We start from the raw sequence: 11,854 nt of genomic DNA, 5'->3' as shown, positions 1-11,854 counted from the left end.
CGGGGGGCGGCTGCAGCCTGCGATTGCCCAGCGTGCGATGCGCACGTGGCGCGCGATGGCCGGGTTGCCGGATCACGCCACGCCGCACGCGCTGCGGCATTCGTTTGCGACGCACCTTATGGAAGCGGGGGCGGACCTGCGCTCGATTCAGGAATTGCTCGGCCATGCCAGCCTGTCGACGACGCAGCGTTATACGCTGGCGGACGAGGCGCGCCTGATGGACGTGTGGTCGCGCGCCCATCCCCGTGCCGGAGCACCCTGATGGTGGTGGCGCGTCTGCCGTATCCGGCGATCGAACCGTTTGATTCCGGCTGGCTGGAGGTGGGCGACGGTCACCGGGTATATTGGGAAACAAGTGGCCGACGCGACGGAATTCCGGTCGTTGTCCTGCACGGCGGTCCGGGCGGCGGCTCGTCGCCCGCGATGCGGCGTATGTTCGATCCGGCCCGATATTGCGTCGTGCTGTTCGACCAGCGTGGTTGCGGGCGGTCGACGCCCTATGCCTCGCTGGAGGCGAACACGACATGGCATCTGGTGGGCGACGTGGAACGGCTGCGGCACGCGCTCGGCGTTGATCGCTGGCTGGTCTATGGCGGCTCGTGGGGGTCGACACTGGCGCTGGCCTATGCCCAGACACACCCGCAGGTCGTCAGCGGCCTGATCCTGCGCGGTATCTTCACAGCGCGGCGTGAAGAGGTGCTGTGGTATTATCAGCAGGGTGCGTCGTGGCTTTTCCCCGATGCGTGGGAGTCGTTCGTCGCCCCAATCCCTCCGGACGAGCGCTCCGACCTGATCGGTGCCTATCACCGCCGCCTGACGGGACAGGACGAAGCCGAGCGGGTGCGGTGCGCGGTGGCATGGAGCCGGTGGGAAGGGGGCACGTTGACGCTGCGCCCTACGTCGTCCGTTTCCGACCAGTATGCGAACCCGCATTACGCGCTCGCCTTCGCGCGGATCGAAAACCACTATTTCCAGAATGGCGCGTGGCTGGAAGAGGGACAGCTTTTGCGTGATGCCCGCCGGCTGGCGGACATTCCCGGTGTGATCGTCCAGGGACGCTATGACGTGGTGACGCCGATGCACACCGCATGGGCGCTGCACCGTGCGTGGCCGGAGGCGGCTCTGCACATCGTCGATGATGCGGGTCACGCCACGGCGGAGGCCGGAATCATGACGGCCCTTCTCGATGCGACGGACGCTTTTGCCGCACGTTTTCAGGAGACTGCCGCCCGCTGACGGACGGTGCGGGGAAACATACCGGGAAGGAGGGGGCCGCAGACCGCCCCCGTCGGCACGCTTTACTGCGGCACGCCGAAAATATCTGCCAGCGTGCGTTCCATGGCATCGGCGGACAGCGTGCGGCCAAGCCACAGTTCGGCACCGATCACACCCTGGTTGACCAGCATGCCCAGACCGTCGAGCACCGTGCAGCCGCGTGCCTTGGCATCGCGCAGGAAATGGGTCATCGGCGGGTTGGGAATCACGTCCGCGACGATGCAGCCGTCGTTCACGCCCTCGAGGGAGGCAGGCACACGCGCCTCCTTGTCGCCGAGGCCGATCGATGTCGCGTTGATGACCACGTCGACGTCCGATGGGACTGTCAGATCCCCGGACCAGACGATCGCTTCTGCGTCCGCCGGCGTGTTGTCGCGGACCAGCGAGGCAATGACGTCCGCCTTGTCGCGCGTGCGATTGGCGACGGTGATATGCGCGACCCCGGCAAGGCCCAGTTCGACTGCGATCGCCCGCGCCGCGCCGCCGGCACCCAGCAACAGCACTTTTTTGCCTGACGGGTCGGTGACCGTCTTCAGGGACGCCAGAAAGCCCTTGCCGTCGGTATTGTCGCCCAGCAGACGCCCGTCGCGAATGCTGACGCAGTTGACGGCACCGATGATCCTGGCCGCGTCCGCCACCTCGTCCAGATGCTCGATGACGGCGACCTTGTGCGGAAGCGAACAGTTGAAGCCCACCCATTCCATGGCCACGGCACCGCGTACGGCGGCCCCCAGATGGTCGGCCGACACGTCACAGTTGATGTAGCGGGCGTCGATCCCATCATGCGCGTAGGCCGCCTCCATCATGGCGACGGTCGGATTGTCGCCGCACGGCGTTGAAAACGAACCTGTCAAAACGGCACGGAAATTTTTCTCGGTCATGATCTTGCTCCCTTGAAGCCGGACGGCATCGTACTGGATTGCATAGCTATGCAAAAGCGGTGGTCGCGGAAAGGTTGCTTCGGCCTGTCCTCTTACGGGGACGGGGCGGCCCCGCGTTCGGTGCTGCGGCGTACGACCAGCGTCGCCTCGATGATTCGTGTGTGCGACGACGCGCGTTCCGTCCCACCAAGGACGGCCGCCAGAATTGCCAGCGCCGCGTCGACGAGAGCGTCGGTTCTCTGATCGAAGGTCGTCAACTGATAGGCATTCCACGCGCCCTGTGGGATGTTGTCATAGCCGATCACCACCACGTCGCGCGGGCAGGACAGGTCGGCGTGATCGCGCAGGGCGTCCAGTGCGCCACAGGCCATCAGGTCATTGCTGCAGAACAGACCGTCCGGACGCAGTCCCCGGGCGAGAGCGTCGCGGATCACCGAGAACCCGCTGTCATACGTGTCGTCGCCTTGTAATTCCGTCACGCGCGCGCCGCCGGAAAGGGCGGCGAAACCGTCGAAGAACCCGCGCCGCCGTTCCCGCGAGGCCGCATTGCGCGGCGGACCGGCCAGCCATAGGGGACGGGTGACCCCGGCGGCCGCCATGACGCGCGCCGCACGCGCGCCGGAGGCGCGATTGTTCGACAGAATGGTCGAGATGCCCGGTCCGGTGATGCCCGAGTTGAAGCAGATCGCGGGAATGGCGAGGTCGTTCAGTGCCTTGGCCGTCTCTCGGGTGCCGACGGCCAGAGCTGTGATGATCGCGTCGACGCGGTAGGCCGCAAGCTGGTCCAGAGCCGCATCGAGCATCAGGGCATCATCGATATGGACCAGCATCACCTGAAGTCCCGCCTTGCGCAGCGACGTCGTCAGATGGACGAGCGCGCCCGCATAGAACGGATTGGACAGGCCGCCGACCACGACGCCGATCATGCCCGACCGGCCCGACAGCATGATCGACGGTATCCGGTTGGGGCGATAGTTCAGCGCCGCCGCCGCATCGAGGACGCGCGTGCGTGTCTCGTCCGAAATGCTGGCCTTTTCGGAGAACGCGCGCGAGACGGCCGACTGCGATACACCGGCGCGCCGGGCCACATCGATCGAGGTGACGGGTCGTTTGCTCACGCCGTCTCAGTACGCGAAACCGGCGACCGGCGGCAAGATGTCCGTCGGTTCGGGGCATGTCATGAAAAAAGCCGATCGTCCTGCGACGACCGGCTTTTCCATCTGTTCGCACCTGTGCGCGGGTGGGGCGATCAGTGTGCTTCGTCAGGCAGGCTGTAAGCGATGATGTAGTCGCCGAGCTTGGTGCCGAAGGAGCCATGGCCACCATCGGCGGTGACGATGAACTGCTTGCCGCCGACGGCATAGGTCATCGGGGTCGACTGGCCGCCGGCCGGCAGGCGGTCTTCCCACAGCGTCTTGCCGGTGGTCACGTCATAGGCGCGGATGTAACGGTCCAGAGTCGCCGTCAGAAACGCGATATTACCGGCGGTGACCAGCGGGCCGCCCAGCGACGGCACGCCCACCTTGAAGCCGACCGGGATGGGCGAGCTGTCACGGGTCGTGCCGTTGCGATGTTTCCACACGATCGTGTTGGTCTTCAGGTCGACGCCCGCGATGAAGCCCCAGCCGGGCTCCTTGCACGGAATTCCGATCGGCGACAGCAGCGGGTTCAGCGTGACGCCATAGGGCACGCCATACTGCGGCTGAACCCCGGACTCGCCGCCCGTGCCGCCTGCGCCGGTCGGCGGGTTCGCCGGATTGCCCGGGCCGCGCGGGATCAGGCGCGACACGAAAGGAATGGCGATCGGGTTGGCGATGGCAATCTGGCGCTGCGGGTCAACCGCCAGGCCGCCCCATTCGAACATGCCCAGATTGCCCGGGAACACCAGTGTGCCCTGCAGCGACGGCGGCGTGAACGGACCGTCGTAACGCAGGCGCTTGAAGATGATGCGGCAGGCGAGTTCGTCGAACATCGTCGCACCCCACATGTCCGCGTCCGTCAGCTTCGCCTTCGGGCGGAACGTCAGGTCGGAAAAGGGCTGTGTGGGCGAGAGGTGATCGCCCGGTGCTGCACCCTGCGGCACGGGGGTCTCGGGCGCACCGACGATCGGGGTGCCGGTGCGGCGGTCGAGCACGAAGATGTTGCCCGTCTTGGCCGGAGCATAGAGTGCGGGCACCACGGTGCCGTCGTCACGATGGATGTCGATCAGGCTGGGCTGCGACGGGATGTCCATGTCCCACAGGTCGTGATGCACCGTCTGGTAGGACCAGGCGAGTTTACCCGTGTCAGCGTCCAGCGCCACGATGCTGCTGGCATAACGCTCCATGTCCGGGGTGCGGTTGCCGCCCCAGATGTCGGGGGTCTGCACGCCGGTCGGCAGATAGACCATGTTCAGCTTCGGGTCGTAGGATGCGGTGATCCAGACGTTGGGCGAGTTCGGCGTATACTTATGGTCCGGCGAAGGGGCCTGGTTCGGATCGGGATTGCCCGTGTCGAACGACCAGACCAGCTTGCCGGTGTAGACATCATAGCCGCGCGTGACGCCCGAGGGCTCATGCGTGGAATAGTTGTCGGTCACGGCGCCGGACACGACCAGGATCTTGTCCGTCACGACCGGAGGCGAGGTCGGCTCATACATGCCGACCGTGGTGACGGGCATATTGGTCTGAAGGTTCAGTTCACCATCATTGGCAAAGCCGTGGCAGCGCTCGCCGGTGTCGGCGTTGAGCGCGAACATGCGGCCGTCATTGGTCGGCAGGAAGATACGATGCGCGCAGTCGTCCGGGGCAGGGGTGCCGTCGATCGTCTGGGCGTCGGCCTTCGTCTCGTGGTAGGAGACGCCGCGGCAGGTCATGTGCTGGAAGCCGGCGTTGTAGACCAGCTTGGGATCGAACTTCCATTTCAGCTTGCCGGTCGCAGCATCAAGCGCCCAGAGGATCTGGTGGGGCGAGCATAGGTACAGCGTGTCGCGCACCTTGATCGGCGTGACCTCATCGGTGATTTCACCCGGGTCGTTCGGCCCCTTGAGGTCGTGCGTGCGGAACACCCAGGCGACCTTCAGGCGCCCGACGTTCGACGCATTGACCTGCTTGAGCGGCGAGAAGCGATCGCCGAACTGCGTGCGGCCATACGCGTGCCAGTCTTCGTCGGGCTGGTCGTCAGCATCGGCCGGGGTCGGCGCGTTGGCCGACACCTGTGGCAACTGGCCCGCGATGTCCTGCGGGTCCTGCGTCAGGGAAACAAGCACGACGACAGCCGCCACGCCCAGGCTCGCGGCGAGGGGAAGGGTCGTGCTGGCCCGCGCACCCAGCGAACGGGTGACGAACGGCAGCAGCAGAAGGATGCCCAGCGGCACAAGCACGTCGCCGCGCGGGGCCAGCGCCCAGAAGTCGAGGCCGACTTCCTGTACCGCCCACGCCATCGTGCCGAGCAGCAGCACGCTGTAGACCCACAAGGACGCGGCCGAGCGTCGATACAGAAGGCCCGCGGTGACCAGAAGTGCTGCCCCGCAGATCACGTAATACGCCGAGCCACCCAGCGTCGCGAGCCACAGGCCCCCGCCGAAGAGAGCCAGACCGATCAGGCCGAAGAGGGCCGAGAGAAGCGCAGGCCAGAGGCCGGGTCGCGGAGAGGGGGCCATTGTCTACCTTATGTGTTGCAGAGCGGCACGGCGCCGAAGGCTGTCATGTCCAGAAAGGGCTTGCGTTGCGCTGTAGCGCACTCTGGATCGATCCGAAAGCGTCCGGACGGCGGTAAACGGCCCTGATCCCGGACATCAGGGCGCCCGTTCCGCCGCGGCGAAACGGGAGGAAAGCGAGGCGGTGAAAGCGCCTATCTCGCCTGCAGGATGGTTTTCAGCACCGCGCGCGCGCCCTGCGTCTCGACCCCGGATCGCGTTTTCGTGAACAGTTCGACAAAGGCCGGAGCGTCGCTCAGGCCCCATCCGGCGAAGGCGGACATCTCGAGTGCGCGCGCCGGATCGGGGTCGGCGGCCAGGACACGGTCCTCGTCCGACAGATGGGGTTCGGTCACGCGGAAGCTTTCGCCTGAGTCGTCCTTGCCCCCCAGATGACGCACGAAGCACGCGATTTCGAACGCGATGCGTCGCATGTCACCGCCCTTGGCCAGCACACCCTCTGCGGTGTCGCGCAGGAAGGTCGGCAGTTTGGAGGCGCCGTCGGAGGCGATACGTTCGAGTTGGTCCTGGATAGCGGGATTGCGGAAACGCTGCAGAAGCAGATGCCCGTATTCATTGATCGAGATGCCCGGAGGTGCCGTCAGCAGCGGTTCCGCGTCATAGGCCAGGAACTGTTCGATATAGGCGATCATGTCGTCACTGCGCATCGCGTCGCACATGATCCGGTATCCCATCAGCAGGGCCGGATAGGCGATCATGGAGTGCGATGCGTTGAGCATCCGCAGCTTCACCTGCTCGTAGGGATCGACGTCGCTGGTGAACTGCACGCCCACGCGCTCCAGCGCCGGGCGTCCGGCGCAGAACGTGTCCTCGATCACCCACTGGATGAAGTCTTCGCAGAAGACGGGCACGTGATCCTCGAAACCGCTGGCGGCATCGAGTCGCAATACGTCGTCGGCGGACGTGGCGGGGGTGATGCGATCGACCATTGCGTTCGGGAACGAGACGTTGGCCTCGATCCAGGCGCCCAGTTCGGCGTCACGCGCGTTGGCATAGGTGGTGAACGCCGTCCGCGCGACGCGGCCGTTATGGCGCAGATTGTCACACGACAGCACCGTGAATGGGCCGACTCCCTTGTCGCGGCGAACGCGCAGGGCCTCGGTCACCATGCCGAAGACGGTCTCGGGCACCGCGCGCTGCAGGTCGTCGACGATGGCGGGCGCATCGAGCATAAACCGGCCGTGCTCGTCGATGTTGTAGCCGCCCTCGGTGACCGTCAGGGAGACGATCTTGATGGCAGGGTCCGTCAACCGGGCGATCGCGCCGGCTCGATCGTCGGGGGCGAAAAGATACTCGATGATCGAGCCGACGATCTGGACCTGCGGCTCCGTGTCCGGCGGGCACGTGGTCAGCGTGTAGAGGCCGTCCTGTTCATGCATCGCCTGCGCTTTCGCGCGTTCGGTCGCGTTGTCGACCACGCCGATCCCGACAAGCCCCCACTGGCGCTGGTCCTCGTCACGCAGCAGACGGTCGAGATAGACGGCCTGATGGGCACGATGGAAGTTGCCGACGCTCAGATGCGCGATCCCCGCGGTCACGGTTTCACGCGGGTAGGAGGGCAGGGCCACGCGCGAGGGCGGTGTGGACAGAACGCTCTTGTCGAGTTTGGACATGGTCAGTTTCCCAGGACCGGCCGCGTGGTCGTGCGGCCTGATCAGATGTGTCTACGTCGGGAACGCGACACGGCTAAGGGGGGCTGACACATAAATCCGTCACGACTGCGGGAGAGCGCCCCGATCGCCCTGGTTGGGGCGCAAATACCGCGCCAGCAGGGCGCGATATTCCGTCTCTCCGGGGCCGTCCGCCGCGACCTCGCCGGCGCGTCGATACCAGTAGCGCGCGTTGGACATGTCTCCCTCCCTGCGATGAAGATAGGCATGGACGTGACATGCCGGTGGCGTCAGTCCCTCCTCGACCAGAGCATGGGCGGTCTGCCAGTCGCCGCGTGCGTCATGCCAGAGTGCCAGAAGGTGGTCGGGAAGGCCCGGCGGCGGCGCGGGGTCGGCCAGGGACAGGTCGAAAGCCTCCATCGTCATGGGGGTGTATGTGTGCATGCGGGCCTGATCCTTCGGGTGAACGCGGTGCTTATGCTTGCATCGCCGGGAGTGGTGGTCTATGAGGCGCCACGCACACGCGACCGGGCCTGTAAGGGCATGCCCGGCCGTGCGCAGTCGCGTTCCTGTCGTGCCTCATTGATGATGGGGTGACGGTCGCCGCGATCCAGAGTGTAAGGAGATGAAAATGCCCAAGATGAAGACCAAGTCGTCGGTCAAGAAGCGGTTCAAGATCACCGCGACCGGCAAGGTGCTCGCGGGTCCGGGTAACAAGCGCCACGGCCTGATCAATCGGTCCCAGAAGATGAAGCGTACCAACCGTGGTTCGCAGACCCTGACGGAAATGGACGGGCGCACTGTGAAGCAGTGGGCCCCCTACGGACTGGCCTGAAGGAGCATCTGAGCTATGGCACGAGTTAAACGGGGTGTTACCACCCACGCACGTCACGCAAAGGTTCTGGAGCTCGCCAAGGGCTACCGCGGTCGTTCGTCGACCAACTATCGCATCGCACTGGAGCGCGTCGAAAAGGCGCTGCGCTATGCGTATCGCGACCGTCGCAACAAGAAGCGCGAGTTCCGCGCGCTGTGGATCCAGCGTATCAACGCCGCCGTGCGTGAACACGGTCTGACCTACAGCAAGTTCATCAACGGTCTGGACAAGGCCGGGATCGAGATCGACCGCAAGGTTCTCGCCGCCATCGCGTATGACGATGCCGCGACCTTCGCCGAAATCGTCAAGAAGGCGCAGGCCGCTCTGGGCTGAGCCGTCGTCCGGCCGGCGGCCGCGCGGCTCCGGTGGATCGACACGAAAACGGGCTGCTCCGCGAGGGGCGGCCCGTTTTCATTTCCGCGTCATGCGTCTATGTCATGCGCCATGACCCCGGCCGAGAGGCCGCATTGCACCGACGGCGGCGCGCGTCGGCCGACACGACACAGACCGCGAGGTTCCATGAGCGACGATCTCGATACACTCCGGAATGACACGCTGCAGGCGCTGGCCCAGGCCACCGACCAGCGTACATGGGACGGCATCCGCGTGGCGACGCTGGGCAAGTCCGGCCGGCTGACGGCACTGCTGAAAGAGCTGGGGCGCATGTCGCCGGACGAACGCAAGGTCCGGGGTGCAGCCGTGAACCGGCTTCGCGACGAACTCGGCCGCGCGATCGAGGCCCGTGGGCAGGAGATCGAGGCGGCAGCCCTGGACGCGCGTCTGGCCGCCGAGCGCATCGACGTGACCATGCCCTATCCGGAGCAGCCGCGCGGTCTGATCCACCCGATCAGCCGCACGGTCGACGAGATGGCGGCGATCTTCGGCGCCATGGGATTTTCGGTTGCCGAGGGTCCCGACATCGAGACCGACTGGCATAATTTCGCCGCACTCAACACGCCCGCGCACCATCCCGCCCGCACCGATCACGACACGTTCTACCTGCCCACGCCTGATGGCGAGACGGGCGAGCGCGTCCTGCGGACCCAGACGTCGGGCGTGCAGATCCGCACGATGCTGAGCCAGGAGCCGCCGATCCGCATCATCGCGCCGGGCCGCACCTATCGCGCCGACCACGACGCGACCCATTCGCCGATGTTCCATCAGTGCGAGGGGCTGGTGATCGACCGTGATATCACGCTGGGTCACCTGAAGGGCTGCCTGATCGAGTTCCTGCGCGCCTTCTTCGACAAGCCCGAGCTGCCGGTGCGTTTTCGCGCGTCGTACTTCCCGTTCACCGAACCGTCGATGGAGGTCGATATCGGCTGGTCGCGCCGCACCGGCGAGATCGGCGGCGGTGGCGACTGGCTGGAGGTTCTGGGCTCGGGGATGGTGCACCCGCGCGTGCTGGCCAATTGCGGGCTCGACCCGCGCGTGTGGCAGGGTTTTGCCTTCGGCATGGGGATCGAGCGTCTGACGATGCTCAAGAACGGTATCCCCGACCTGCGCTCGTTCTACGAAAGCGACGTTCGCTGGCTGCGGCATTTCGGCACCAGCCCCCTGTCGCCCGCCCTGCTGCATGAGGGATTCTGAGCCATGAAGTTCACCCTGTCCTGGCTGCGCGATCACCTCGAGACCGACGCGACGCTCGACGCCATTTGCGCCAAGCTCAATGTCATCGGGCTGGAGGTCGAGGACGTGACCGATCGCGGCCGCGCCCTGACGCCGTTCCGCACCGCCCGGATCGTCGAGGCGGTCCAGCACCCTGACGCCGATCGTCTGCGCGTATGTCAGGTCGACGCGGGCGAGGGTTTTGAGTCGGTGCAGGTGGTGTGCGGCGCACCCAACGCCCGCACCGGGCTGCGGGTGATTTTCGCACCCCCGGGGACCTACATCCCCGGTAGCGACATCACGATCAAGACCGGCAAGATACGCGGTCAGGAAAGCGGCGGCATGCTGTGTTCCCTGCGTGAGCTCGGGCTTGGCGCGGAGTCCGATGGTATCGCAGAACTGCCCGAGGACACGCTGCCCGGCCAGTCCTATGCCGCGTTCGCCGACCTGAACGACCCGATCATCGAGATCGCGATCACGCCCAACCGGGGCGACGCGCTGTCGATCCGGGGCATCGCGCGCGATCTGGCGGCGGCTGGCATGGGCACGCTCAAGCCCTGGCTGGCCGAGACGGTCGAAGGCACGTTTGCCTCACCCCTGAACTGGGACCTCCAGTATCCGGAGGCCTGTCCGTTCGTTCTGGGCCGCACCATCCGGGGCGTGCGCAACGGGCCGAGCCCGGATTGGCTGCGCGCGCGGCTCGAGGCGATCGGCGTACGGCCGATTTCGGTACTGGTGGACATCACCAATTACTTCACGTTCGATCTCGGACGCCCCCTGCACGTCTTCGACGTGAACAAGGTGGCGGGCCCGACGCTGAGCCTGTGTCATGGCGGGCGCGAGACGTTCCGTGCGCTCGACGGACGTGACTACGTGGTCGAGCACGCCGATCTGGTGATCGCGGACGCCAGCGGCGTGCAGTCTCTGGCCGGGATCATGGGCGGCGAGGGTACGGGCGTCGACGATGACACGACCGAGGTGTTCGTCGAATGCGCGCTGTTCGATCCGGTGCGCATCGCGCTGACCGGCCGCCGGCTGGGCCTTCATTCGGATGCGCGTCAGCGGTTCGAGCGCGGCGTGGATCAGGCACTTCCGGTCGCAGCCCTGGAGGCCGCGACGGCGATGATCGTCGAACTGTGCGGCGGGGAGGTTAGCGAGGTCGTCTCGGCCGGGGCGCCCCCGGCGTGGGAGCGCACGGCGCACCTGCGTTTCGCGCGCCTGCAGGACCTCGGCGGTCTGGCGGTCGCACCCGATGATGCTGTCCACAAGCTCGAAAAACTCGGCTTCGCGATCCGGTCGCGGGATGAGACGGGTGTCACCGTCGCGGTGCCGCCGTGGCGTAATGACGTCGCCAACGCACCGTTGCTGGACCAGGGCAGCGACCTTGAGGCCACGCGCGCGGCGCAGGCGGCCGAGGGTGTGGTCGCGATCGAGGCCGAGTGCGACCTGATCGAGGAAGTTCTGCGTCTTGTCGGTCTGGACGCCATCCCGCCGGTGGCCCTGCCGCAGGCGCGCGTGGTGCCGGGGGCGGCGTATTCCCCGCGACAGGTCCGCTCGGCGGCGACGCGGCGCCTGCTGGCCGCGCGTGGGCTTCTGGAGACCGTGGGCTTTTCCTTCGTGGCGCACGAGACGGCGGCGTTGTTCGGCGACGTGCCGGAAGGGCTGCGCCTGTTGAACCCGATCGCCGTCGATCTGGACCAGTTGCGTCCCAGCCCGCTGGCCAATCTGGTCGCCGCCGTCGCGCGCAACGAGGCTCGGGGCCAGTCGCGCGTCGACCTGTTCGAGATCGGGCCTGTGTTCGGTGCCGAGGGGCAGGCGCTGGTCGCGGCCGGTGTTCGCTCCGGTCATGCGCCACGGCAGCCGGGCCGGGGTGCCGTGCCGGTCGATCCGTGGGACGTCCGCGCCGACG

11 protein-coding genes are annotated in these 11,854 nt (G+C 66.4%); 6 read left to right on the top strand and 5 right to left on the bottom strand.

What is annotated here, in order from left to right:
• Together HUK82_RS11060 and pip are read left to right on the top strand one after the other, a co-directional pair.
• Window positions 1-262, top strand: a 262-nt coding sequence (locus HUK82_RS11060) for a tyrosine-type recombinase/integrase (protein ID WP_176614007.1), incomplete at its 5' end; no start/stop codon positions are given.
• A complete protein-coding gene (gene pip, locus HUK82_RS11055; RefSeq protein ID WP_176614006.1) occupies window positions 262-1,236 on the top strand; it encodes a prolyl aminopeptidase in 975 nt (324 codons plus the stop codon). The genes HUK82_RS11060 and pip, both read left to right, overlap by 1 nt.
• A 62-nt stretch (window positions 1,237-1,298) precedes the next feature.
• On the opposite strand, the gene HUK82_RS11050 is transcribed toward pip, so the two are convergent.
• The 5 genes from HUK82_RS11050 to HUK82_RS11030 all read right to left on the bottom strand — a co-directional run bounded on the left by HUK82_RS11050 (window position 1,299) and on the right by HUK82_RS11030 (window position 7,907).
• A complete protein-coding gene (locus HUK82_RS11050) occupies window positions 1,299-2,156 on the bottom strand; it encodes a shikimate dehydrogenase family protein (protein ID WP_176614005.1) in 858 nt (285 codons plus the stop codon).
• A 92-nt stretch (window positions 2,157-2,248) separates the two neighbouring features.
• Window positions 2,249-3,274, bottom strand: coding sequence for a LacI family DNA-binding transcriptional regulator (locus tag HUK82_RS11045; RefSeq protein WP_176614004.1), 1,026 nt, complete (start codon window positions 3,272-3,274; stop codon window positions 2,249-2,251).
• Between the two features lie 131 nt (window positions 3,275-3,405).
• Entirely contained in the window at window positions 3,406-5,796 is a 2,391-nt protein-coding gene (locus tag HUK82_RS11040; protein ID WP_176614003.1) for a glucose/quinate/shikimate family membrane-bound PQQ-dependent dehydrogenase, read from the bottom strand.
• A gap of 191 nt (window positions 5,797-5,987) precedes the next feature.
• Window positions 5,988-7,466, bottom strand: a complete 1,479-nt coding sequence (locus HUK82_RS11035) for a mannitol dehydrogenase family protein (RefSeq protein ID WP_176614002.1) — start codon at window positions 7,464-7,466, stop codon at window positions 5,988-5,990.
• A 99-nt stretch (window positions 7,467-7,565) separates the two neighbouring features.
• Window positions 7,566-7,907 carry a hypothetical protein gene (locus tag HUK82_RS11030; RefSeq protein WP_212647812.1) on the bottom strand — a complete coding sequence of 114 codons (342 nt, stop codon included), beginning with the start codon at window positions 7,905-7,907 and terminating at the stop codon, window positions 7,566-7,568.
• 187 nt (window positions 7,908-8,094) lie between these two features.
• Here HUK82_RS11030 and rpmI point away from each other — a divergent pair, with 187 nt between their 5' ends.
• The 4 genes from rpmI to pheT form a co-directional block, all read left to right on the top strand.
• Window positions 8,095-8,298, top strand: a complete 204-nt coding sequence (rpmI, locus tag HUK82_RS11025; protein ID WP_012554749.1) for a 50S ribosomal protein L35 — start codon at window positions 8,095-8,097, stop codon at window positions 8,296-8,298.
• Window positions 8,299-8,313: 15 nt separating this feature from the next.
• Window positions 8,314-8,670: a 50S ribosomal protein L20 gene (gene rplT / locus HUK82_RS11020; protein ID WP_176614001.1), complete on the top strand. Its 357-nt coding sequence runs from the start codon at window positions 8,314-8,316 to the stop codon at window positions 8,668-8,670.
• Between the two features lie 186 nt (window positions 8,671-8,856).
• The gene (gene pheS / locus HUK82_RS11015; RefSeq protein WP_176614000.1) at window positions 8,857-9,927 is read left to right on the top strand and encodes a phenylalanine--tRNA ligase subunit alpha; all 1,071 of its coding nucleotides are present in this window, start codon (window positions 8,857-8,859) and stop codon (window positions 9,925-9,927) included.
• 3 nt (window positions 9,928-9,930) lie between these two features.
• Window positions 9,931-11,854: phenylalanine--tRNA ligase subunit beta (gene pheT / locus HUK82_RS11010; protein ID WP_176613999.1), on the top strand; the 1,924-nt coding region annotated here is incomplete at its 3' end.

The organism is Ameyamaea chiangmaiensis (genome assembly GCF_013376175.1).
Classification (GTDB): domain Bacteria; phylum Pseudomonadota; class Alphaproteobacteria; order Acetobacterales; family Acetobacteraceae; genus Ameyamaea; species Ameyamaea chiangmaiensis.
This window is presented reverse-complemented; position numbering and strand designations above follow the sequence as displayed.